Source organism: Providencia alcalifaciens (assembly GCF_915403165.1).
Lineage (GTDB): Bacteria > Pseudomonadota > Gammaproteobacteria > Enterobacterales > Enterobacteriaceae > Providencia > Providencia alcalifaciens_C.
Genome location: NZ_OU659204.1, coordinates 892,418 through 917,677, shown reverse-complemented (window position 1 = coordinate 917,677; position 25,260 = coordinate 892,418). Strand labels below are relative to the sequence as shown.

Sequence of the window (25,260 nt, the reverse complement as noted above, 5' to 3'; positions counted from 1 at the left end):
ATGTATTTTTCGGAGTGCATGCTTTATTTTAAATGCAAGCACCAAACAAGAAATAAATCCTTTTAAAACTTTATCTAATGGAAAGTAATATAATGAAATCTAAGTTAATCGCTATCGCACTACCTATTTCTTTAGTCTTATCTCAAAATGCATTTGCAAATGAAGAACCTTCAGTACCTGAAGAATTAACCCCTGTGACTGTTGGCGGTGGTATTGTTAATTTTGCAGGTACCATTGTGAATACCCCTTGCGTTATTGATAATGATGATGCTTCACAAACTGTTAATTTAGGTCAATATCGTCAAGATGCATTCACAGGCAAATCATCTGTTTCTTCCCCTGTCGGTTTTGATATTAAATTAACCGGATGTGCAACTGAAACATTCAAAAATGTCTCTCTGACTTTCGCGGGTATTACCGTTCCTGACGAAGAGAAAATCCTAGCTCCTGTAGCTTCTCAAAGTGGGCAAACAACAGCAACTGGCGTGGGTATCCAAATTTTACAGAACAGTAAATTAGTCAACGTTGATGGCCTGAAAGCGACAGATGTAATTAAGATGAATGAAGGTGATAGCACATTACGCTTCCAAGCACAGTACATCGCATTAGCGGATGAAGTTACTGCGGGTTCAGCTAACGCATCTGCCGATTTCACTATTACTTATCAGTAATATTTCCGTCTTAGCACCCGTGTCATAGCGGGTGCGCATTATGTATATCTGGAGTTTTTATGTTTTCGTTACCTAAAGTAAGTCATTATTATAAATGGCTAATTACGCTATTCTATTTTGGTTTTTCTTCTCTTTGTTTAGCTGGTGGAGTTACACTTGATAGCACCCGAATTATTTATCCACAAGAAAGTAAGCAAATTACCACCGGCATTCGAAATACCTCAGATAAATCAGCCTTTCTAGTTCAAACTTGGATTGAAGATTCCAAAGGAAATAAAATAAGCGATTTCATTTCCACGCCACCATTATTTACTAGTGCACCTAGGAATGAAAATACTATTCGATTAGTTTATGCAGGGGAAAAACTAGCGAACGATAAGGAATCTCTATTTTATTTTAATGTAAAAGCCATTCCATCCATTGATCGAAATGAATTAGCTGATAAGAATGCATTAATTCTTGCAGCTGTAACTCGAGTTAAACTTTTCGTTCGACCAAAAGGATTAAAGATCACACCAAAGGAAGCTGAAAATCTTATCCGATTTAGCAAGATTGATAACCAAAAAATTAAAATATCAAACCCATCACCGTATTACATGACATTAACTGATCTTAAATCAGATAAGAAAGAACTACCAACTGTCATGATCGCGCCATTTAGCGATATTCATGTTAACTCCCCTGTCGGATTTGATACCAGTAAATTGACGTTTAGTTCAATCAATGATTTTGGTGGCGTCACTTCGCCACAGTCAGCCGTTTTCAATTAAGAATTAATCTATTTTATTTCAAATGGAAATAAGGTTTTCTATGTTCGTTTCACTAAAAAAATACAAAAAAATCATCAATAACCATTTGAGACCCTCATACTTATTTATCTGCCTTTTTGTAATTCAAAGCACTAATGCCCAAGAGGGAGAAAATTACTATTTTCCACCTTCTTTGATATCTATCGATTCAGAGCATATTGCTGATTTAAGTACTTTCGCAAGCCAAGGTTCACAATTACCAGGAACCTATGACGTTGATGTTTATTTAAATGGCAATCTCAAGTACAGAAGAAATATTACCTTTGTCAAAGCACAAGATTGCCAAAAGCACGATGACCAATTACCCCAATTCGTAGCAGACCAAACAGGGTTAACTCCACTGTTAACTCCGCATGAACTGGCTGAACTGGGGGTCAATATTGATAGCCTTCCAATGCTGCAATCCGACACTCATCAATGTATTCCTCTGGCGCAATTAATCTCTAATGCGAGCACTGAGTTTGATTTTCCGAAAATGAAATTAAATATCAGTATTCCGCAGATAGCATTAAATAATTTAGCCAAAGATGAAATTCCAACTAACCAATGGGATGAAGGAATCAATGCATTATTTACCAGCTATACATTAGGTGTCACGGATAACCAATATAAGCACGATTTTAGTAAAAACATCTACTTGAATCTAAGAAATGGCGTCAATTTAGGAAGCTGGAGATACCGTGATAATCGCACATGGACCAGCTATAAAAGCAAACATAATCAAGAAAGTAACTGGCAATATCTCAACAGCTATGTCGAGCGAGGGATCATCCCTTGGCGAAGCCGCTTAGTGTTAGGGGACAGTTCAACCAATAACACCGTTTTTGATTCGCTAACTTTTCGCGGTGCGCAATTGCGAACGGACGAAAGTATGTATCCGTCGAGTCAACAAGGGTTTTCGCCGATTATCCGCGGTGTGGCAAACAGTAATGCGACCATTGAAATTCGCCAAAATGATTATTTAATCTACCAAGCTAATGTCGCACCTGGTGAGTTTGCCATTACCGACTTAAACGCCATGAGTTCGAGTGGTGACTTGCAAGTCAGTATTCTTGAAGCTAACGGCGATATTCAATCTTTTATCGTGCCCTATTCCTCTGTTCCGGTGTTATTACGAGAAGGTCGAATTAGTTATAGCCTGACCGCGGGTGAGTTTCGCTCAGATAACAGCCATTATGATACAACTCAATTTGGAGAAACCACGCTTATCTGGGGAGCATCTTCATTAACAACGCTCTATGGCGGAGTTCAATATGCCCAAAATTATCTGGCAGGAGCAGTCGGTACTGGCTTTAACTTAGGGACATGGGGGGCATTTTCAGCCGATATTACCCATGCCAATAGCCAGTTAACCGATGGGAGTCGCTATCAAGGGCAGTCACTGCGATTTCTATACGCACGAGCCTTCCCTGAAACGGGTACTAATCTCCAACTGACTGGGTATCGATACTCAACCCGAGGCTACTATACCCTACAAGAAACATCGTTAAACCGGATGTCTGGTTGGCTATCGCAAAATGAAACCCTTGATACCAATGGGGAACTGAAAACCAACAATACCGACTATTTTAATCTTTACGATAATAAGCGTGAAAGAATACAGACCAATATTTCACAAAAGATAACGGGGGTTGGTTCCATTTATTTAACTGGTGTCCGCCAGAGTTTTTGGGAGCGAAATGGCAGTTCGGTTTCCATACAATCAGGATTAAGCAGCCAAATTGGCGATATTAATTACACGCTCTCGTATGGATTAAATAAAAATGTTGATCAATACGACGTAAAAACGACTGATAGGAATATTTTCTTAACGGTATCCATCCCGTTACAGAAGTGGTTACCTCAAGGAGCGCCGTCAATATATGCCTCTTATAGTGTTAACCACGATAGCCAAGGAGAGTTAATCCAGCAGACCAGTTTAAGCGGAAGTTTACTGGCTCAGCAAAACCTTAATTGGAATGTTGCTCAAGGTTATTCATCGAGTAATGGGAATGACGGGAATATCAACTTAGCCTACCAAGGCGGCTATGGAAATACTCAAATCGGTTATAGCTATGGTAAGGATTACCGTAAAGTTTCAACGGGTATTTCTGGTGCAATGACCCTGCACTCCGATGGTGTCATTTTTAGTCAACCCCTTGGTGAGACCAACATTCTGATTTCCGCTCCGGGAGCGAGCGATATTCCCGTTGAACATACCAGTGGTGTGAAAACGGATTGGTTCGGTTACACCATCAAGCCTTACGCAACGCCCTATCGTTTAAATCGTATTGCACTAGATAGCAGCGAGTTAGATGAACAGACGGAAATTGAAAACAGCGTTCTGACGACAGTGCCTACTCGTGGCGCTATCGTCAAAGCAAACTTTGTGACTCGCCAAGGTGCTCGCGCACTGGTTCACATCGTAAAAAATGGCAAAAATTTGCCTTTCGGCACCTTAGTTTCGATTGGGCACCAAACGGCAATTGTGAATGATGATGGGCAGGTTTATTTATCTGGGCTCGAATCTTCTGGCGAATTAACCGCCAAATGGGGATATGACGATGAAAACCAGTGCCAAGCCACATACTCGTTACCTGAAAATACAGATCTGCAATCATTAATTCGATTTGATGTTAATTGCCAATAACCATTGGTCAATAACAGAAATATTTAATTATTTATTCAAACAACAGGCTTAATATGAACTTAATTACCAATAAAATCTTTAAATTAATTTTGGCTGTCACCTTTGTTGGTGGCATAAATATCAATTTAGCTATCGCTGAAAGTGCAAGTGCGTTAGTTAAAATAAAAGCGACTGTTTTAGCGGGTTGCTCACTTGATGCACCCGATACGGTTTCTTTAGATAAGATTCCGAGTTCTGCATTTAATAATAAATTAACCGGAGATGACCTAGACACTTATTCTAAAACATTTACGTTGACCGCTACCTGTTCAGGTACCGATAAATATAAATACACCTTCAAAGCAAATCAGGCTGATGGTTCCTGTATTAAAACGGATGCTGACTTTATGCGCTACTGCTTAAAATTCAATGATGATTATCTTGATTTATCGTCGACAACAGCAACCTTGGAAAGAGATAGCACCAAAGATGGGAATGAGACAGAAATCACTGTCGTTCCTCAGGTGGCCTCTACCTCAAGTACCCCTGTTGGTGATGTTAATGGACAGATTACTGTCACTATCGAGCCGATGTAAATTGCAGATTAACCAGTAAGGTCAACAACATTGCGCCAGTTATTTATTTTTGTTATTTCGTTATTCCCACTGTCTTTTTATGCGGAGACGACATTTATTCTAAAAGAAACTAAAAATGAATATATTGAAGATATTCAAGCTCAAGGGAGAAATAACTCACTCTCGTTTATGGTAGATTACAGTAATCCTAATGGAACATCAGGCCCATTACGAACAGCATGTTGGTCAAGCATTGAGGAAATGAAAAATGATTTCTATAGTGAAGGGTTGGGTTTCTATGCAGAAACTTTTAATGATGGAAAAATTAAACTTAATGGAAGTGCAAGCGTAAAAGATTTCTTTGGCGGTGATAATTCAATTAGTGGAATTGCATATATAAACAGCCTCTCAGGATTTGACAATGAAACATGGCTTTTTTATTGTTCTATAGTTACAAACTCCGCTAGCCAAGTACTATTTAGACCGACAAGTGTCACCTATACCATTATTAAATTACATGCATCGAGCATTGCATTTCCTCATATCAGCGCACCTGCTGTCATTGATTTAAAAACCTGCTCACCCAATGACAATCTAGAAACGGTTATTCCATTAACTGTAGGCTTTGTGGGATATATGGGGCAAAGTAAAAAAATGGATTTAACCGTAAGATCTCATGATTTGCCTGATGATTTTGATATTGTTCTTGATAACCAAAGTATTCTTAATACTCAGCCCCAAGTCATTCAAATGCCCGCAGGGCAAAAAGAGAAACAGATTGAAACTCACCTAAAAGGAAAATGCCCAAGTCAAGCAGGAGAATATATTTGGAATGCAGAATACATTACGACTATTCAATAAACTTGATTTCGCATTCCATTATTCACTCACTAATATAAAAAATCCGCCTGAGGGCGGATTTACACTCATGATGAATGTAGAAAAGAATAAACAAATAAAAGATATTAATAATATCAAATTGATATCTAACTTGTTTTTTCAAAATAGCTTTCAATATCCTTGTGAGTATCACTTAGCTTCACATTTGGAATTTCACCGTGATAATCATTATTCAGCTGAAACCTTAATTCACTGAAAAAGTCCCCAAAATCATAATCTAAAATAAAAAGAACACTTAATAATGTATCAACAGAAATACGGCATTTCCCACACTCATATCGTGAATAATGCTGCTGTGAAATACCTAGCTGGTTAGCCACCTTGGTGCCTGAGAAACCTTTTATTTTACGAATCCGTTTCAGTTCTTTGCCGATTATTACGGAGTAAACATTATTTTCAGGTTTACTATCTTCATCTATGCTCTTCATATTTTATATATTTCCCTGTACAGGAACGATTAAATTAAAGATTTAATTTTCGATCCTACTGATAGATAGAAATTATCCATTATGAGTGACTTTTATAGTGTCATTATTTTGAGTTTTAAAACCGTAACGACTTAATGGTGAAATCACTAACTCCTGTACTGTATTTTTCACATTGATAGTTTTGCTTTCATTCGGTCTTAAATAGAATTGATCAATACTATAAGCGTCATTGCTCGGTAATGCCGTGACTGAAGGTGATAAGCGAACAACTTGATCCCCTGTATTCGTCAACGTCAGTTGATTATTTTTTTGATTAACGGTGATATTTTTCCAAGGTGTTTGGCTTAATACACTATTTGCAGGAGTAATCAACATGGCGACATCTTGGCGAATAGGCATTTTTGCTGAGTTTTGCTTAACGGCACCAACACCTTGGAAAGAAACACGCAAAATCGCTTCTTGTTTTAAATCTAACCCTTTCTTTAAAACAAAATTAATTTGCTGGCTTTCATTTGGTTCAATTCTAACAATAGGCGGAGATACCATAACATCTTTAGCCATAGGCTGAGAACCATCTAGATCAGAGACTTTTGTTGATAATAAGATAGGCTCTTTCGATGTATTTTTTACACTAAATACTTTGCGCTCTTCATCTGCATCTAAAATGACGGTCATCGTTTCTAATTGGAAACTCGCTTTTGCAGATACACTCATTAAGCCCATTAAACTTAAAAATGCGATATAAATTAATTTTTTCATTGAAACCTCAAACTTGTATTCAAATAATATTAAGATTATTGGCAGATAGCCTCTGCCTCTTCATAAAGTGATTCAGCGGAAAAAACTTCCGGTACGTTATATTTAATAATGCAATCATCAGAGTTAGGTGAGCGTAAAATAATGTCATCACCAATTTGCTCATTACTGAGTAATAAATTACCTTCCCCCATGATGACGCCCATATAATCACCTTTTTTATTAAGCACACTGGCTCCAAAAGGAACGTCATCGCCATTGGACATTTTGATGCTCAATAATAATTGCCGCATTGTGGTTGCCTGAATGCGCTTTGTCATGACAGTACCTCTCGCCGCCGCAACATCAAACGATGTTGTATCCAAACGAACATTCAGAGGCAATTTCTCTGTATTTAGCTGCACCGTAGACTTTTGGTTTTTTGGTAACGATGAAATCGCTGCCGTACCAAAATGATTGGTTATCGTGGTGCCACTGCCCATCGTGTTGACTCTAACCCCTGGCGCATCCGGTACATACACGATGCCAAAGGTGTCTCCTAAAGGTACCGATGACGTTGCAAATAACCCATCGGAATACGCCATTCCACCTGATGCAGAGACTGTGACTGAGTGTGTATTATTCTGGGACATCGAACCGCTCAGCGAAATATTGCTATACGCATTGGCATTATTAATACTGCCATTCACCACACTAGTATCATCATTACGGCCAGCGCCAACGGAATACCTTAAATTATCGCTAACTTGCTGATTGTAATTTGCCATTACCATAGTTTTATCTTGGTAATATTGGCTCTGCATACTGATACTTTTTTTCTTACCTAATGGCATCGATGCATTAATAAAAATTCGACTATCTTGGTCATCACCCGTTTGGTAATTCACATTCACCGAAATATCTGCAATTTTTCGGCTATAGCCTGCTGAATAAAAAACGGCATCAGATTTATCGCCATAAAATTGATTATGGTTAACGTTAGCGCTAAAGCGCCCCCATGTAACATCGCCCCAACTTGCAAATAACGAAGAGGTGGTTTGTAATTCTCCACTAAACCATCCATTCGTATTTTCTTGCTCATCCTGAGCGGGTTGCTTTTTTAATAATGAGCTATCCAAAGTTGGAAATTTATTCGTGCGATATAAAACAGATGCTCCGAATGTCATTTTTTCAAATGCAATATTGCTATTAAAATCGATCTGCTCCCCGCGCTTTTCATTATTTCTCGCACTTTGAACACCAATCCCCGCAGAAACCGGCGTTGAGAAATCAAAATAAGCGTTAAATCGTCCACTCACCGCTTGAAATTGATTTGAATAAAGTACGCCTGCGCCATAATTTGACATCCCATATTGCTGGCTTATTTCGGCACTGCCAATAATGGGTTTATCCGTTCGCAGATCACTTTGGCTACGATAACGCCCCGCTGAAAATTGATAACTCATGGGCAAAACTACAGTTTGTTGGTTAGCTGTTACCACCTGAAACTGCTGTTTTTCACCGTTATCTTGAAAAACAGTGACATCCAAAGGCGAGCCAATCACCACATTATTAATACGATTTAACTCAAAAGGCCCTGCAGGTACCATCGTTCGATATAGCAGTCGTCCATTTTGCTGAACTTCAACCGTTGAGGGTGTACTTGCAAACCCAGTCACCGGAACAACTAAAATATTCGAACCTTGCAAAGAGCTATCTGAGTAAATTTGCACACCATCCAGCGGTGTTCCCCCAAAAAATGCGCCTTGTGTATTAAGTTGCCCAATATCTAATAAAGACTGCAAAGGCTCGATGCTTTTTGACAGTACGGTTTCATTAAACTGATATTGTGATTTTGAATCTCCAGCAGAGAGGCTACTGTTATTTCGCAGAACCCAATTTTGCCAGTTAATGCCTGTTTCAAACTCTCCTTGATAGAAACGCTGGCTGTAATTACCGTTAATATGCATACCATATAATTGATAGTTACTGACAACACCAAAACCACCGTAAGTTAATTCATTGCCTTGTAGCTTTGGGTCTAAATTCTCTTCGGCAACCACCATATCAATTTGGTAGGAGCTAGGATGTAATGCAATTTTTGCGTCTGGGTAAATTTGTTCGAATGTATTACATCCGTCCGTTAAGTTAACTTTTTTTAACCTCAACTTATTCATTAACTCGTCAGTCAGGCAAAGCTCACCGTTTTCATTGATTTCAATATTCGCAGTATATTCATTACTGCCATTTAATTTTATGGTGACATCATGATTTCCGGGTAAAAACTGATTACCCTTCATAAAGAATTCAGCGACCTCTGCTCCATACCCTAGTGCTTTTAAAGAGTCGATATCAAAATTAATTGACGATCCTGTTCCACTCTTTATTGATTCAGATGCATCGGAATTATTCACATGCAGTACGACAAAAATTAAAAATAGTTGGCAATAAGAAAATTTATTTTTCTTATTCATTATTATTTTTATTTCCAATATAAATTACTAAGAATTAAAACTATATTCCAAATGAAAATATAATATCTGCACTACCATCTAATTCCACTGCCTCAATAATTGGGCCATTGGTCTCTTTAAGGCTGTTTAATATAGGCTTAACGGCTATATTAACGGTGAAATTTTTCCCACTGGATAATACGTTTTCATTTGTAAACCATGCGTATTTTTTCCCTTTTAAGACTGCTCCTTGAATACGCTGAAATGGTCCTGCGCCATCCACTGCACCGATCCCAACCACTTGGCCATCCACTTTAGGTTGGTTTAGTATCAGCTGGTAATTCCCTAATCGCCCTTGATTATTCACTTTCCCTAGTCCAAAGTAATCTTCGTTTCCCAACTGTGATGAATCACTTCGGTTATCCGAGAATTGAACAAGCAGTTGAGTTGGCGTATTACACGATACTTGCCATGTTTTGGTAATCTCGGGTATTTCCGTCGCTTTAGCTGCATTAAACTGGCGAGCATGCAATTGATTAAACTGATATTGCCCGCCATCAGGGATAACGATTTCACACGTAGGTGGGGACTCAACCTGTTCAATAATATTTCTATTTTGAAAAGTATGCGAATAAACTGCTTCACTAAAAAACAGACTACAATATGTCAATAACAATGTAGCTTTAGTTACTGGAGTGACAAATAAACGCATATATTCCCCAAGAAACACATCTCATTCGAATTTAATTAAATACCAAAGTTAAAAGCCAGCACAGCTTCTGCTTGATAATCAACATTAGACGTTAAATCGATCCCGGCTGCCGTTAATTGGCTGATTGAACTAAGATAAACGCTGGTTGTTACAAAATCTGCAGAGAATACTTTTCCTGCTGTTAATTTATTGGCGAATATTGTTGAGCTCTTTGTGCCAAAACCATTAAGTATTTTTTTAGTCATGATAGAATCATTTGCTGTAACACCATCACTTGCAATAAAAGCAGTTTTAGAATCAATAGTGACATCAGAAACCGCAAACATCACTGCACCGACGGGTTTATCTGGACTATCCGAATGCACCATGAAAAAATAGCTATCGCCAGATGCTGTAGGCCATGGCGTATTTTGATATGTATCTGTTGCCCGATAGGTTAAATATGTCTCCGCATCACAAGTCACAGTGACATTCTTTTTAACCGGTGATTGTAATACCGTATATACTGTTTGGCTCAAATATCTTGGCGATGTTTTTGCCAGTTCGAAAATAACATCTGACTGTTCATTTCCATTGATTAAACAAGTTGGTTTTTTAACTTCACCTGATACTTTTATATTTGCAGTTGTATTAGCAAATACAACTGGAGATATTAATACAGTCGATAGTATTAATGGTGTTATTTTTTTAATCATCGTTCAATTCCATAATGAATAGATATAAGATTATATCTATTCATTTCAATTATAAAATTAATTTCAACTAAAAAATTAGAGAGAAAAAGCAAATGCTAATGTTGCATGACCATCTAATTTCGCATCACCCGAACTTGTTTTTAAGGCTGCATTCAATGTTGGACGAACATCAAAGTCTGCTGCAAAAATCTGCCCTGATCTTAATGTGCTCACCGCTGTTGCCCACCCCATTTTTTTCGTTTTATCAACATATAATGCGGTTCCATAAGTCGTACCATTGGTAACCCCTACGGCTTGAGCCACGCTTGCTGCATCCGCTTTGACTGTCGCATTCTTCATCTGGATAGTATATAAACCAACTTTTTTATCCGTATCATATAAACCTAACCCAAAGTTAGCAGCACCCGCGGTTAATACAGAACTTGCACGGTTATCAGTTGAAGAGAAGGTTAAATAAGTCGCTGCATCGCAAATTACTTCAATGCTATTTGTTTTTGCGTCAAGTCCTAAATTACCAGAAACAGGGAACATTCCAGGTGACACATCAAATACATATTCTAGGTCAACTTCATTCTGTCCTTTAATAGTACAGGTTGGTGGTGTAATTGAACCTGTGACTTTTAAATTAGCAACGGGTGCCGCTGCTAATGTCGCGCTTGAAGCAGAAATTAAAGATAATGCAATTATGGTTTTCTTAAACATGAAATAAGTCCTATAAAATATAAATAATATTTAAACGAATAAAACCCCTCCTATTTGAACTTTAAATTCAAAACAAGAATATTTTAGATATTTAGTTGGTTTTATTTATTTTCAATATCGATTTAATGCTAATGAATCTCATCAGCCTAATTAACTCGATGGAGCTATTATAAGCATATATTTTTAGGATTTGAATTAGCCTAAATAAAGCAAATTATTCAACTTTGCTTTATTACAAAGTATTTCAGTATGTTTCATCATAGAAAATAAATAAGTAAACTCAATTACTCGTTTTAAGATTATCCATTGAATATATTTAAACCTAGAATCGTCATAAAAAGAATGCAAATACAGCTTTTTATATCAAATATACTTTTTATTTGTTCCGATTAGTGAAGAATTACAATTTAACACACATACAGAGTAAAAATAAAAGATCGATTATTGACAAATAAAGACAGTGATGTTTTTATTTAATTAAAAATCAATAAGATAGAAATAAATAATTTAACGAGCCATTCACACTTATAAACAGTAAACTAAAGAAACTATACAAACTTGTTAAGTTACACCAAAATCATAACCAAGTTGTTACACCAATGAAGAGTTATAATAGTGGCTTTATCTTTCTATCTTTTTTAATTGTCATATTTTAACTATCTATATATGACAGTAGCTATTTGCCATTACATTTTATCCTAGTAACTCATTTTTAGTTGGTGGATCATAAAGCCATTGTCTAACAGTTTAATAATTTATTTTTTGACCTGCGCTATAAAACAGTCAGATATAATGTAAGCAATAGTAAAAAACCGCTTTTTATTTTTTCCGTTTCTTTCTCACCGTCACACTCTTTTTCTTTTTGTCTTCTCGGCTTGATGACCAAATCTCAATGTAATTCATATTCATTAGGAAAAAGACAATGCAACTTCCCAGAACGACCATCCAAACCAACATCGCTTTTGGAATATCACCAAAGCGAAAGATTAATAACAGTGGAATAAGCACCATCATGCTGATAAACATCGAGCTAATCATGCCTAATGCCACGGGGGCGATAAATTTCTTCATCCCGATCATTCTCATCACCAATGTGAAAACAATACAGGCTGGGATCATTCCAAATGTGGCAAACATCACGATCAACCCCGGTTCCCCTTTATTTACCAACCAATCGGTGAAACCAAACCATGAAAAAGGAATTGTGATCATGATGCAGACTCCTGTTGAAGATACAGCAAGGGAATATCCTTAAAACGGAATAAGAGCGTAAAAATGAGATTCGGGAAAAGGCGAATATTGGTGTTGTATAACGTGACCGTTTGATTAAAAAATTCACGGCGATCCGCAATTTGGTCTTCAAGCCCTTTTGCTGACGCTTGTAATGTTAATAACGCCTGCTGGCTAATCAACTTAGGGTATTTTTCAGCCAGTAAAAAAATCGGTTTTAAATGTGAGCGAAATTGGTTTGCGGAATCCACTTTAACATCGAGCTGTTGCGTGGATAAATAGTGCTGACGACTTTGCAGTAATTCACTAATTAAACGCTTTTCATGGGTCATTGCCCCTTCTGCAACCACCGTCAATTGAGGCATTAGATCTGCCTGCTTTTTTAGAAGCACATCAATATTGGCAAACGCTTTTTCGCAATTATTTTTCAAGAAAATAATATTGTTGTAGATCCCCACAATATAGCGAACCAAAATGGTGCCTATCACGGCGACAAAGATCCAAAAGATAATCTGATTCATATCATTCACTGTCAGATAACGAAATTTGGTTAAAATGGAGCGTTAAATACCCATCTTGATAACTCACTGGCGTCATTAATATTAACGCAATCAAAATAGCTGCAATCATTGCTGTCACCCCGATATTCCGACGCATCGGCGCAGATTTATTCCAGCTAGTCACATAATCTGATGGCGAAACACCTAATAACATATGAGGGGCTTTACGGGTGATCACCACTTTGCCATTCTCACTGTCCGCCGAACCAATCAATAAGTAACTCATGCCGCTTTCAAGCAAATACTCTTTATAACGACGATTGCCACTTTCATAATCCATATGGGGGGATAACCCGGTGTGGACAAAATAATCTGGGTCACAAATCACATTAACTGAGCCAGTATCATCCGTAATGGTGAAATTATATAACTGTGCGCTGCTATCTCTGAGGGTATAACTTTTTTTACCCTCTTTATCCGTAGAGATGGAGTACTCGTAATAGAAAGCACCGTAACAGCTTCGATTACCCAACTTACTTTTGACTTCCTTTCCTGATGTTATTTTCCCTTCTACTTCCACGAGTCCCATCGCAATTGAGCGAATTTTTGAAGTAGCGAGGTTCTTTTGAAACTTTAGAAAGCGTTTTTCGGGGGTATTTTGAATAAAACTGAAAACAAATAATAAGACGAAAGCCACAAAAAAGAGGCGAATGTCGATAAAAAACCCCATGGTTAAACATCCTGCTAATGCAGTCCCAACAAGGGTTTTTAATAATGCGGTAAATTTTGAGGAGCCTTCCTTTTGCAACCGTTGATAATTTTTATAAGCGCTTTGCGTTATTCCAACGACAATGCGACTAGCTGCAAAAGCCATCCCTACAGCTACTGCATAGAAAAAGTAGTATTCGTATTCGCCAGGTTTTGGCGAAATAGTTTCCCATGCCCCAAATAGCACCGAGGTAAAAAGAATAACGCCCCAATTTAATTTACGCTTTTTGGAAAATTTTCTGTCTAAATAAAAAAGAATGCCGCCCAATGCGGCACCTAGAAAATAGTAGATATTCACTGATGATACCTTTAACGGTGATTACGATTTGAATTGAATACCATCATATTTTTTCTCAGCCTCGGAGATTTCCAATAAAGGCAATGCAGTAAAACCAAAAATACTGGCAAAAAGACTATCTGGGAACATTTGGATCGCCGTATTGTATTGTGTTGTTGCATCATTAAAGCCTTCACGACGCTGAGCAATTTTATCTTCCACTTCGCTTAGTGCAATTTGTAATTGGGTAAATTGCTCTCCCGATATTAGCGTTGGGTAGTTTTCAGCAACCGCGACGAGGCTTTTTAGTGCCTTATCCATTTCATTCGATGCCGCTATTTTTTCATTCACATTTTTAGCGCTAAAATAATTCTGGCGAGCATCACTCAATGAGGTAAATAACGCTTTTTCATGCTCCATGGCTTTTTCAACTATCGTGACTAATTGGGGAATTTGGTCAGCGCGCTGTTTTAAAATCACATCAATATTGGCAAATTGATTGCTCACTTGATTCCGAGTGCTCACCAAGCGGTTATAAATAGAAATTCCCCATCCTGCTAAAATAAACAGTAAAACTAGAAGAACAATCATTGTCGTTGCCATTTTTATGCCTTTTAATTAAAAAAATCATTAATGCTGAGGTATTTAATTTAAGTTATCGAGATAACACTTTTTATTCAATCGGAAAAATAGCAAAGAAAAGGATTAATAGAGATTTACACGCCACACTAAATCGATCGTGATCACATTAATGACGCAAACTAATTCAAATTTCACCTTAAAGTGTTAGCTGAAATGTTTTTTCAAAGATTCTTCACTTCTGAAAATAACGAAACTAATTATACTCATTCGAAAATCATCGCATCCACTATAGTTTGCATTTTATCTGTCAAACAAACCTCATAAACAAAAGAGTTTTTAAATAAAAAATAGGATTTGAATCACAATTATCACTTTTTTATTTAGCATCTCTCAAAAATGACGACGTCGTCATATTAAAAACCAAACAATTTATTTATAACAATAGAGCATCACTTTTCTCACACCATTATTATTTTTAGCCGTCAAGCGTTACAAAGAGAACGGTTTAGTTACAAAAGCAACGTTAAATGTTGACGTCAACATTATAGCCAACATCCAGAATGAGGTTATTAGAATATGAGTACCCTACCTGAAAAAATGAAAGCTGTTGTATGTCATGGTCCCCATGATTACCGCTTTGAAGCGATTAAAAGACCAATACCAGGGTTTCGTGAAGTGGTCATTAAAGTCGACGGATGCGGTATCTGCGCAGGTGACTGTAAAGCGAATGATGGCGCTCAAATGTTCTGGGGTGAAAACCCATGGATCAAAGCCCCTGTCGTACCGGGACACGAATTTTACGGACGTGTTGCTGAGCTGGGCGAAGGTTCTGGTGAGAAATATGGTCTAAAAGTGGGCGATCGTATTTTAGCGGAACAAATCGTGCCTTGCTGGGAGTGCCGTTTCTGTAAGTCAGGCAAATATTGGATGTGCGAAACCCACGATATTTATGGCTTTCAAAAAGAGGTTGCCGATGGAGGGATGGCTGAATATATGCGTTTTTCTGAACGTGCCATTATTCACAAAATCCCTGATGAGCTTTCAGAAAAAGATGCCGCATTAATCGAGCCAATGGCCTGCGCCATCCATACCGTTCGCCGCGGTGATATCGATTTAAATGACGTTGTCGTTATCGCAGGTGCGGGTCCACTGGGTCTGTGCATGATCCAAGTCGCAAAACTCAAAACCCCGAAAAAATTAATCGTTATCGATGCTATCGATGAACGCCTTGAATTAGCGAAGAAATTTGGCGCTGATGTGGTAATTAATCCACTGAAAGAAGATGCAATCAAATTGGTTAAAGAGATGACCGAAGGTTACGGTTGCGATATCTATATCGAAGCGACTGGCGCTCCAATCGGCGTGACTCAAGGGTTAGAAATGATCCGTAAACTGGGTCGCTTCGTCGAGTTCAGCGTTTTCGGTAAAGAAACCACCGTAGACTGGTCAATTATCGGTGACCGTAAAGAGTTAGATATTAGAGGTGCTCACTTAGGCCCTTACAGCTACGAGGTCGCCATTGACCTATTTAGCCGCGGGTTAGTATGTGCTGACGATATCGTTACCCACTTCTACTCAATCGATGATTGGGAAGAGGCGTTTGTTATGGCGAAATCAGCGGACTCTATCAAGGTCGTTATCAAGCCATAATGCTGTTTTAGTGCAATATCAATATAATGAAATGCAATATCAGCATAATTAAAGTAAGTCATTAATAATCATAAAATTAACAGTACCCTATAACACTAAAGACTCTTTAGGAGAACATCTTATGTTGAGTAAATTTAAAAAGTTAGCTGTTGCAGCAAGCGTTTTAACACTGGGCATGGCTTTTAACGCGACAGCAAAACCTGTTTCTGTCGGAATGTCGTTTCAAGAACTGAATAACGAATATTTCGTAACCATGAAAGAGGCTTTAGAAAGCGCAACGGGTGAAATGGGCGCTCAGCTTTATATCTCCGATGCGGCTCACGATGTCTCAAAACAGACAAGCGATATCGAAGATATGCTGCAAAAGAAAATCGATATCCTGCTGATTAACCCAGCAGATAGCGTAGGTGCAGAAACCGCTGTATTAGCAGCGAAAAAAGCGGGTGTCGTGGTGATTGCAATCGATGCGCAAGCTAACGGCCCAATAGACTCTTTCGTGGGTTCTAAAAACTATGAAGCGGGTCTAATGGCGGGTAAACGTTTAGGTGAATCGTTAGGTGGTAAAGGTGAAGTTGCTATCCTTGATGGTATCCCTGTCGTGCCAATCCTTGAGCGTGTTCGTGGTTTTGAAGCTGCCATGAAAGAGTATCCAAACATCAAGATTGTGACCAAATTAAATGGTAAACAAGAGCGTGATACTGCGATGAACGTCACTGAAAACATGCTGCAAGCTAACCCTGGCTTGAATGGTATCTTCAGTGTGAACGATGTGGGTTCTTTAGGCGCATTAGCGGCAATCGAATCTGCGGGTCGTGATGTGAAACTGGTGAGTGTTGATGGCTCCCCTGAAGCCGTCGCTGAAATTGCCAAAGGTAATTCGCCATTTATCGCGACCTCCGCACAATTCCCGCGTGACCAAGTACGTATTGGTTTAGCCATGGGCTTAGCAAAACACTGGGGAGCTAACGTGCCTAAAGAAGTTCCTCTGGATGTTAAGTTAATCGACAAAACCAATGCTAAAGATTTCCATTGGTAATCAGCGATTAATAAAGTAAATAAGTCGAACTCAGTATTGCGTCTGTGGATTATTCCCTGGCGCAATACTCTTAATAAAAATGAATGACACTCTGTTTATTGGAAAGCGTTTATCTTTCCAACTCGCTTTGTTACCCATTTTTAAGCGGTAAAGAAAATAAGGGAAGCAACATGATGCAATTGTTAGCATTAAAAGATGTCAGTAAAACTTTCCCTGGGGTTAAGGCGCTAGATAATATTAATCTCTCTTTAGAAAAAGGAGAGGTACACGCACTGCTGGGTGAAAATGGTGCGGGTAAATCAACGCTAATGAAAGTGCTGTGTGGAATTCATAAACCAGATAGCGGGAAAATACTTATCGAAGGTGAAGAACACACTTTCCATAATTATCGTGATGCCATTAAAGCGGGTGTCGGTATTATTTTCCAAGAGTTTTCGTTAATCCCTTATTTAAATGCTTTTGAAAATATCTTTTTAAACCGGGAAATTAAAAATAAATTTGGCTTATTAGATAGAAAACTTATGCGTGAAAAAGCGCAGATAATCCTCTCTGAGTTGGGCGTTAATATTGATATTGATGAACCCATTAGCCATTTAAGTATTGCTGAACAGCAATTTGTGGAAATTGCCAAAGCGCTCTCTCTGGATGCCAAAATATTGGTATTAGATGAGCCAACGGCGACATTAACCCCCAAAGAAGCCAATCACCTATTTGATGTGATGCGTGACCTGAAAGCGAAAGGCGTCGGCATGTTCTTTATCTCTCACCACTTGGAAGAGATTTATGAAATCTGCGACACCATTAGCGTATTGCGAGATGGTCAATATATTGGCTCCCGCAAAGTGGATGACACAGACCTTGATGTGATCATCGAAATGATGGTGGGTCGTGAAGTCGAAAATATCTATCCACCAAAACGTCATTTTGATGAGCAAGAGATCATTCTCGATGCTCAAATTCAACGGTTTGCTTCTAGCCCAACCAACCACATTCAATTGAAAAAAGGCGAGATCCTCGGTCTTGCAGGCTTAGTCGGCTCTGGCCGCACTGAAAATATTCTCGCCATGATAGGTGCAGATAAAGCCTACAAGAAAAAAGTGGTTCTAGAGGGGAAAGACGTCAAAGTGAAGTCTGCAGCGCAAGCGCTCCAGTTAGGTATTGGACTTTTACCTGAAAGCCGTAAAACTCAAGGTTTGGTTTTGCCATTCTCAGTTAAAGAGAATATTTGGCTAAATAACCACGCTCAAAAACTGTTCTTAATTCAAAATAAAAAAGAACATTTGTTATCTCTTGATTTAATTTCGCAAGTCAAAGTAAAAACACCAGAAGCAGATACGGCAGTTTCAACACTTAGCGGTGGAAACCAGCAAAAAGTGGTAATTGCACGTTGGCTGAATAAACAAGCCAAAATTCTTATTTTCGATGAGCCTACACGAGGTATCGACGTCGGAGCAAAATCAGAAATCTATCAATTAATGCGTTCACTCACCGAAAAAGGGGTCTCAATTATTATGATCTCCTCAGAGCTGCCTGAAGTTATTGGCGTGAGCGATCGTGTTTTGGTGTTTCGAGATGGTGAAGTTGCTGCTGAATTAAGTGGGGACGAGATTAACTCAACCCAAATTATGTTACATGCTGCCGGCAATATTATATAGGATCATGACTATGTCTAACCAAAGTACAATTCCACTGGCAAAGAATAAATTTAATTTTGCCAAATTAACCAAGATACCGGCATTTTTACCTCTCGTTGGGTTAATTATTTTATTTGCTTGTATGTCCATTTTTAATGAGCATTTTTTAACGGTAAATAACTTATCTACTATTGCCCGCCAAGTTTCTATTAACGCAATCATTGCTATCGGGATGACATTCGCCATCTTAACCGGAGGGATCGATCTTTCCGTTGGGGCAGTTATGGCGCTATCCGGTACATTGATGGCTGGATTAATGAAATATTATGGTATGGACCCTTCCATTGCCATTGCACTGGGTCTGCTATCTGGTATCGCATTTGGATTTATTAATGGAATTTTAACTGCTTACGGTAAAATGCCGCCGATTATCGTGACCTTAGGCGCAATGATCATCGCGAAAGGCTTAGCGCTAATTTACACTGGTGGCTACCCTATTTCTGGCTTACCTCAAGAGTTTGCTTTTTGGGGACGTGAAGAATTGATGGGAATTCAGGTACCTATCCTGTTAATGCTGGGTCTGTATCTAATTTTTTATGTGGTGCTTAATCATATTCCATTCGGTCGCTATATTTATGCGATTGGCGGTAACGAAGAGGCAGCGCGTTTAAGTGGTATCCGCGTTGAGCGCTACAAAATGTTGGTGTACGTCATCAGTGGTTTCACTGCGGCATTTGCCGGGCTGATTTTTACCTCTCGCGTAATGAGCGGTCAGCCTAATGCCGGTGTAGGTTTTGAGCTTGATGCCATTGCAGCCGTGGTTTTGGGTGGTGCATCTATCGCAGGTGGTCGCGGGATGATCATCGGTACATTGATCGGTGCAATGATTTTAGGCGTACTGAATAATGGCTTGAACTTGTTGGGTATTTCACCGTATGTTCAATATATTGTAAAAGGCTTAATTATCTGGGGTGCAACCTTAATTAGCTCAATGAAACGTTAATTTTTACGCTTTGATAAAAAACAATAAATAAGGATTTCATCATGAAATCCTTATTTTTTTAATCATAAGTCACCAGTCTTCCATTGACGAAAATTTGCTTGGAGCCAGTTTCTTTCGTTGAGCCACCTTCTATCTCTGCAAACAGTAATTCCGCTGTTCGCTTACCTAAATAAACTGAATCATGGTGAACGCCTGAAATTGATAAATGATAAGTATCAGCATAAGGAGGTAAGTCCACTGAAAAATAACGGCAAGATAATCCAAGTTCAGAAATGATTTTGTACATCCCCGCGGTAATAATTCCGTTTAATCCCACGATATACATATTTGGTGTATAGAGTTCTTTTATTTTTTCTCTTAAATACGCTTCATCTTTCTTACTAAATATATAACTGCTGTACAGGACATGGATATTTTTACGGCTGGTAAATTGATCATAAATACCTGCTAAACGTGAAAGACTAATTTCAGAATGCTCAGGCCCTGAAACAATTAAGGTATTTTCACTGCGTTGCTGATTGAGATATTTACCCGTTAATGCCCCAATTTCAAAGTTTTTCAAAAATAGCCCTGGGTAATCTTTGCCATAAATAGAGCGGTCAACAAAAACCAGTGGGACTTTATGCTGATCAATCAGCGACAAATAACTCGGTTGATAGGCTTTATCGTCACGTACTGGCGAAAGTAAAATTCCACTGGCCTTATAGCTGACTAAGGTCTCAATCGCCGTTTGTTCGGCTTTTTCATCGCTATCGGTATCAAAGATCATCACCTGATACCCTTTCTCTTTCGCTAAACGAGAAACCGTCTGGATTAATACCACATAGAATGGGTTAAAGGTACTGTCCGTGACAACCCCAATAATACGGCTATTTTTATTCTTTAAATTCCGTGCAAATACATTGGGAACATAATTTAACTCTTGCGCGATAGCGAGTATTTTTTCTCGCGTCTCTTTTTTTACCAATTCTGGGTGATTAAAAGCTCGAGATACCGTAATATCCGTCACATTCGCGCGCTTGGCGATATCAATGATCGTTGTTGAACTATCTTGTTTAGTCATATTTATGCTAGTCAACCTGTAATGATTATTGTATTTGGTAGGGTATGGCGTGTTCTGTTGATGTCGCTGCTGAATAAGAATTGCGATTAATCCATTATACCTATTTATCATTGAAGATAAATCAGTTTTCTTTCTTATACATCAAATCAATAGCACCTTATGCCTAATGTTCTTAATTTGAATCAAGCCAAATATAAAAAATTGTTTTGAAAGTAAATCAACTGAAAACCCACGAGTAAATGAGTAATGGAAATGAAATTATTATATTAACAAACTGGGGATCCCATTATTATTAATAAAAACAAATATTGAATATAATAAATAAAATGAAACAAAAACAACCAACAATGAAAATATAGACTGAACAATATTAACAGGGATATAGCTAATCAGAAATTGCCCAAAAATCAACCCAAAAACGCAGGCTAAAATAAAGGTTGTACTCACCTCTAGTGGATATTCAAAGCCATTCAATATATTAATTGAAATACTAATGCTGCCAATGAGGAATATCACCATCAGTGAGGTGGCAATAATGCTTTTAAGATTTAAATTGGTGAACTTTTTCATCGCAGGCACAATAATAAACCCGCCACCTACGCCTAATAAACCGGTGAGTAATCCGGCAACTAATCCAATCCCCCCTAATATAGATGCCGTTTTGATATTCCAAATAAATTTTCCTGTCTGCTGATTTATTTTACACGGAGCATCATCATCTTTAATTATTTTATTAAAAACAACACGATATGCAACCACCAGCATCACGAGGCTAAATGCTAAAGTCAGCCATTGGGGTGAAATAATTTCTGCTAAATAAACGCCATATTTAGCGGTGGGAATGCTAATTAGCGCAATCCAAATAGCCGCTTTATAACGAATATTCTGCTGAATAAGCCCTTGAATAACACCTATGAATGCCGCCAATGTAATCGCCAATAATCCCACTGGCGCAGCGAGTGCGACGCCCCATCCTTGAGATGTCATCAATGCAGGAACCGCTAAAATACCGCCGCCAGCGCCCGTTAATCCTAATAGGCAGCCAATCACCAAGCCTTCTAATATTAACGTGAACATAGCAGCCTATTTTCTATTTGGGTAATTAGCGGTGAAAGTTGAAATTCCCCTGCCATTAAATCCACGAGACGAGAATCGTGAAAAAGCGCAATGGAAGGCACGGATTTAATTCCATACTGAGGAGCTATTGTCGGGGATTGGGCAATATCGACTATTCCAAAATTTATACGACCACCAAAATTTATACTGCCACCAAAATGCGGGCCATTATCAGAAAAGTAATCCGTGAGTTGTAAATAGATAGGCTGCATGGTCTTACATGGCTGGCACCATGATGCATAAAAATAGATTAACGCCCATTGCCCGCTCGGCTGCATCGGGTCAGATAACAGCCGGCTAAAATTATCGCTACTAATAAGGGGAACTGCGGGCATGTTTCTTCCTTTTACACTGTGCATCACTTCACCGACTGTATCAGCTCAGTTGGAAAAAATCTCCCCTAGCTGTTACTCACGTTGATCTTTAATGCAGCAGCAATGGCCAACGGAGAAAAGGTTATGCTTGCCGCGAACAGTGCGCCGAGGATCGCAAAATATCCGCCAAGTGGCATATTAAAACTGTATGCTTCCATAGTGCCAGTCGCATAAATTAACACCGGAATATACAGCGGCAGCACCAGTAAGCTGACCAGCACGCCCCCTTTTTTTAAGGATACGGTGAGCGCCGCACCAATCGCACCAATAAAGCTCAATACTGGTGTTCCTAATAATAACGTGCCCGCCAACACCAATAATGTCTCCCCATTAATTGATAGCATTACCGCCGCAACAGGGGAAAGTAGCACCAGCGGCAGCCCCGTCACTAGCCAGTGGGAAATCACTTTGGCTAAAACAGTGACGAACAGGGGATTTGGTGCCAGCAATAATTGCTCTAACGAGCCATCTAGATAGTCATCTTTAAATAAGCGTTCTAGCGATAACAGCGACGATAAAATGGCGGCCACCCAGAAAATCCCTACGGAAATTCGCGCCAACAATTGCGGTTCAGGCCCAATACTCAACGGAAATAGTGTGATGACGATTAAGAAAAACCACAGTGGGTTAACCAATTCGGAGAAGCTACGAAAGGCAATTTTGAGTTCTCTTTTTATTAATAGCCAAAACATCACTCGTACCCGCCTGTCAGTTTTAATGTCCCAAAGTGCCCCATCATCGCTTGGTGTGACGTAAATAAAATCATGCCGCCTTGCTCTGCATGTTGATGAAAACGCTCAGTTAAACGATTGACCCCCGCCACATCAATGGCCGTGAATGGCTCATCCAAAATCCACAGTGGTGCATCACTTAACCATAAGCGAGCAAGGTTGACTCGGCGCTGCTGCCCTGCTGAAAGCTGCCCGACAGGAATATCTTCATATCCCATCAAAGAGACTTCTTCGAGCGCAGACCAGATTTTGTCGCCTTCGGGTTCTTTGTGGTGCATTTGGTAATAAAATTTCAGGTTTTCATAAGGGGTTAGCAGTGACTTTACGGCCGGTTTATGTCCCAGATACAGCAAGTAGCGAGTAAACTCTTCTTTAAGCTTTTCAATGGATTGCTGCTGCCATAAAATTTCGCCTTCATCTGGGTTTAATAACCCAGCCATCATGCGTAACAGTGTGGTTTTCCCTGCCCCATTAGGCCCTTCGACCTGCAAAATTTGATTCGGCAAAACCGAAAAATCTAGCTGCCGGAATAGCGTTCTATTTTGTCGATGGCAGGTAATTTTATCCGCACTTAACATAAGGCTGATTTCCTTTTAACATCCGTGAGGTCGCTAGCTTTTTGTAATTTTGTTCAGCAGCATATCACTAATGCTGTCATTAGAAATTGTTTCACCGCAAAGCACTTGCATCAAAACTTCCGAGCCAAGGGATGAGAGTGAAAACAGCATATCCGGGTTCAGCAAACGGATTTTATCCATGTTTGACTCTTGGTTCACCAATACCACGGTTTTCGCTTCGCTTTTACTGCCCGATTGCGCTTTTACACCGAGTAAGGCAAAGGTGCTTAATGAATCGCTATCGGTCATGATCAGCACACATTTCGCCTGTTTCACATTGGCTTCTGCCAATAAAGCGGAGTCTGTTGGGTCGCCTGTCACGATATTATCTTTTTCGGGATAGTGGCTGCGGTGACTTTCTTGGCAAATCACGGCGACAGGCAGCTCCCGTTTTTTCAGTGCTTGGTAGACGTTGACCGCCATCGGTGTACTACCAATCACCACATAATGACTTTTCATATATGAAAACCTCTTGCGAACAATCTCTTTGGTACCTTTGGCTAATACGCCCACCACATACACCACGGAGGTAGTAAAAATGGTGATCCCTAAAATAATCACCGTTACCGTAAAGACTCTAGCATCCATAGAGACAGGAACAATATCGCCAAATCCTACTGTCGTCATGCACACCAGCGCAAAATAAAATGCCGTGGAGCCATCTTTCACAACGGGCAAGAATTCATCGCCGATATACAACGTACCGAAAATGGAATAAAGCAATAATGAAATAATACAGGTGAGCGCAACAAACCCTGCGCTACTGATACTGTGCCGAGGGTACAGTTTCCAAAAGAGTGTTAATGCCACCAACAAGCCAAAAGAGAAATAACCTTGGCGCACATGTTCCGTTGCCACTTTTAAATCAACAAAGGCAATGATTGCCAATAACAAGAGCGCGAAAACCCAGGCGATGCGCGCGCCATTGATCATAAATAACGAAAGAAAAATAAGCGAGATACCCAGCAAGAAGCGGGGAATATCCAACAGTTTCATAAACCCTAAGGATTTTAACCACTCGGTAAATCCACTTTGACGCCAATCGATATAGTCCGTGTAAGCACTTAAGATGGGCTTCAAGATGAGTCCGCCATCAACAATAATCAAAATGGAGAGCAGAATTCTCACGGCTAAAGCAGATTTCAAAAAAGCCACAAAGGCGTTATCTAGCATCGTTTATGCCTCGCATTAAGCATCCCCTATCAATTAAATGCCATCAATATTTCCAGCTAATAGATTAACAAAGAATAATATCAATTCCATTGCTTATGCAATAAATGAAAAATGTGAAGGAAAGCTTCATTTCTTAATGAGTTAATCATTAAATGAGCGCCTAAAAGAAAAATTTATACGTGATTTAAAAATCATTGATAAACAGTGTAATAAATTAG

Annotated in this window: 25 protein-coding genes; 9 read left to right on the top strand and 16 right to left on the bottom strand. The window is 39.0% G+C overall.

Going from position 1 to position 25,260, the window contains the following annotated elements; all coding sequences use genetic code 11:
• Positions 1-92 precede the first annotated feature (92 nt).
• The 5 genes from LDO73_RS04000 to LDO73_RS03980 are packed head-to-tail and all read left to right on the top strand — an operon-like array spanning position 93 to position 5,524.
• The gene (locus LDO73_RS04000; protein WP_224060300.1) at positions 93-671 is read left to right on the top strand and encodes a fimbrial protein; all 579 of its coding nucleotides are present in this window, start codon (positions 93-95) and stop codon (positions 669-671) included.
• 59 nt (positions 672-730) lie between these two features.
• Entirely contained in the window at positions 731-1,441 is a 711-nt protein-coding gene (locus LDO73_RS03995) for a fimbria/pilus periplasmic chaperone (protein ID WP_224060299.1), read from the top strand.
• A 40-nt stretch (positions 1,442-1,481) separates the two neighbouring features.
• Positions 1,482-4,109, top strand: a complete 2,628-nt coding sequence (locus LDO73_RS03990) for a fimbria/pilus outer membrane usher protein (protein WP_224060298.1) — start codon at positions 1,482-1,484, stop codon at positions 4,107-4,109.
• A gap of 53 nt (positions 4,110-4,162) precedes the next feature.
• Positions 4,163-4,684 carry a hypothetical protein gene (locus LDO73_RS03985; RefSeq protein ID WP_224060297.1) on the top strand — a complete coding sequence of 174 codons (522 nt, stop codon included), beginning with the start codon at positions 4,163-4,165 and terminating at the stop codon, positions 4,682-4,684.
• Positions 4,685-4,714: 30 nt separating this feature from the next.
• Positions 4,715-5,524, top strand: coding sequence for a hypothetical protein (locus tag LDO73_RS03980; RefSeq protein WP_224060296.1), 810 nt, complete (start codon positions 4,715-4,717; stop codon positions 5,522-5,524).
• Between the two features lie 125 nt (positions 5,525-5,649).
• Here the strand turns inward: LDO73_RS03980 and LDO73_RS03975 are convergent, their stop codons facing one another.
• From LDO73_RS03975 to LDO73_RS03930, 10 genes are all read right to left on the bottom strand, one after another.
• Positions 5,650-5,991 carry a helix-turn-helix domain-containing protein gene (locus LDO73_RS03975; RefSeq protein ID WP_224060295.1) on the bottom strand — a complete coding sequence of 114 codons (342 nt, stop codon included), beginning with the start codon at positions 5,989-5,991 and terminating at the stop codon, positions 5,650-5,652.
• A 72-nt stretch (positions 5,992-6,063) separates the two neighbouring features.
• Positions 6,064-6,750, bottom strand: a complete 687-nt coding sequence (locus tag LDO73_RS03970; RefSeq protein ID WP_224060294.1) for a fimbria/pilus chaperone family protein — start codon at positions 6,748-6,750, stop codon at positions 6,064-6,066.
• A gap of 35 nt (positions 6,751-6,785) precedes the next feature.
• Positions 6,786-9,200, bottom strand: coding sequence for a fimbria/pilus outer membrane usher protein (locus LDO73_RS03965; protein ID WP_224060293.1), 2,415 nt, complete (start codon positions 9,198-9,200; stop codon positions 6,786-6,788).
• A gap of 40 nt (positions 9,201-9,240) precedes the next feature.
• Positions 9,241-9,891, bottom strand: a complete 651-nt coding sequence (locus LDO73_RS03960) for a hypothetical protein (protein WP_224060292.1) — start codon at positions 9,889-9,891, stop codon at positions 9,241-9,243.
• 35 nt (positions 9,892-9,926) lie between these two features.
• Complete coding sequence (locus tag LDO73_RS03955; RefSeq protein ID WP_224060291.1) at positions 9,927-10,586, bottom strand: fimbrial protein; 660 nt, start codon at positions 10,584-10,586, stop codon at positions 9,927-9,929.
• A gap of 75 nt (positions 10,587-10,661) precedes the next feature.
• The gene (locus LDO73_RS03950) at positions 10,662-11,288 is read right to left on the bottom strand and encodes a fimbrial protein (protein ID WP_224060290.1); all 627 of its coding nucleotides are present in this window, start codon (positions 11,286-11,288) and stop codon (positions 10,662-10,664) included.
• An 819-nt stretch (positions 11,289-12,107) separates the two neighbouring features.
• A complete protein-coding gene (locus tag LDO73_RS03945) occupies positions 12,108-12,500 on the bottom strand; it encodes a hypothetical protein (protein ID WP_224060289.1) in 393 nt (130 codons plus the stop codon).
• Positions 12,497-13,039, bottom strand: coding sequence for a LemA family protein (locus LDO73_RS03940; protein ID WP_224060288.1), 543 nt, complete (start codon positions 13,037-13,039; stop codon positions 12,497-12,499). Before LDO73_RS03940 ends, LDO73_RS03945 begins: the two co-directional genes overlap by 4 nt.
• Before the next feature lies 1 nt (position 13,040).
• Positions 13,041-14,084, bottom strand: coding sequence for a hypothetical protein (locus LDO73_RS03935; protein ID WP_224060287.1), 1,044 nt, complete (start codon positions 14,082-14,084; stop codon positions 13,041-13,043).
• A 21-nt stretch (positions 14,085-14,105) separates the two neighbouring features.
• On the bottom strand, positions 14,106-14,666 hold the full coding sequence (locus LDO73_RS03930) for a LemA family protein (protein ID WP_224060286.1): 561 nt from the start codon (positions 14,664-14,666) through the stop codon (positions 14,106-14,108).
• A gap of 555 nt (positions 14,667-15,221) precedes the next feature.
• Here LDO73_RS03930 and LDO73_RS03925 point away from each other — a divergent pair.
• The 4 genes from LDO73_RS03925 to LDO73_RS03910 all read left to right on the top strand — a co-directional run bounded on the left by LDO73_RS03925 (position 15,222) and on the right by LDO73_RS03910 (position 19,968).
• On the top strand, positions 15,222-16,295 hold the full coding sequence (locus tag LDO73_RS03925; protein WP_224060285.1) for a zinc-binding dehydrogenase: 1,074 nt from the start codon (positions 15,222-15,224) through the stop codon (positions 16,293-16,295).
• Positions 16,296-16,470: 175 nt separating this feature from the next.
• The gene (locus LDO73_RS03920) at positions 16,471-17,331 is read left to right on the top strand and encodes an ABC transporter substrate-binding protein (protein ID WP_423810883.1); all 861 of its coding nucleotides are present in this window, start codon (positions 16,471-16,473) and stop codon (positions 17,329-17,331) included.
• 170 nt (positions 17,332-17,501) lie between these two features.
• On the top strand, positions 17,502-18,986 hold the full coding sequence (locus LDO73_RS03915) for a sugar ABC transporter ATP-binding protein (protein WP_224060283.1): 1,485 nt from the start codon (positions 17,502-17,504) through the stop codon (positions 18,984-18,986).
• Positions 18,987-18,996: 10 nt separating this feature from the next.
• Positions 18,997-19,968: an ABC transporter permease gene (locus LDO73_RS03910; protein ID WP_036954045.1), complete on the top strand. Its 972-nt coding sequence runs from the start codon at positions 18,997-18,999 to the stop codon at positions 19,966-19,968.
• A gap of 58 nt (positions 19,969-20,026) precedes the next feature.
• Here the strand turns inward: LDO73_RS03910 and LDO73_RS03905 are convergent, their stop codons facing one another.
• The 6 genes from LDO73_RS03905 to LDO73_RS03880 all read right to left on the bottom strand — a co-directional run bounded on the left by LDO73_RS03905 (position 20,027) and on the right by LDO73_RS03880 (position 25,042).
• Entirely contained in the window at positions 20,027-21,031 is a 1,005-nt protein-coding gene (locus LDO73_RS03905) for a LacI family DNA-binding transcriptional regulator (RefSeq protein ID WP_224060282.1), read from the bottom strand.
• Positions 21,032-21,292: 261 nt separating this feature from the next.
• Positions 21,293-22,108, bottom strand: a complete 816-nt coding sequence (locus LDO73_RS03900; protein WP_224060281.1) for a sulfite exporter TauE/SafE family protein — start codon at positions 22,106-22,108, stop codon at positions 21,293-21,295.
• Positions 22,096-22,482: a thioredoxin family protein gene (locus LDO73_RS03895; protein WP_224060280.1), complete on the bottom strand. Its 387-nt coding sequence runs from the start codon at positions 22,480-22,482 to the stop codon at positions 22,096-22,098. The genes LDO73_RS03900 and LDO73_RS03895 overlap by 13 nt, the downstream gene beginning before the upstream one ends.
• Positions 22,483-22,547: 65 nt before the next feature.
• On the bottom strand, positions 22,548-23,213 hold the full coding sequence (gene ccmB, locus LDO73_RS03890) for a heme exporter protein CcmB (protein ID WP_224061128.1): 666 nt from the start codon (positions 23,211-23,213) through the stop codon (positions 22,548-22,550).
• A complete protein-coding gene (gene ccmA, locus LDO73_RS03885; RefSeq protein WP_224060279.1) occupies positions 23,213-23,830 on the bottom strand; it encodes a cytochrome c biogenesis heme-transporting ATPase CcmA in 618 nt (205 codons plus the stop codon). Before ccmA ends, ccmB begins: the two co-directional genes overlap by 1 nt.
• 33 nt (positions 23,831-23,863) lie before the next feature.
• Complete coding sequence (locus tag LDO73_RS03880; RefSeq protein WP_224060278.1) at positions 23,864-25,042, bottom strand: ion channel; 1,179 nt, start codon at positions 25,040-25,042, stop codon at positions 23,864-23,866.
• Positions 25,043-25,260: the final 218 nt, after the last annotated feature.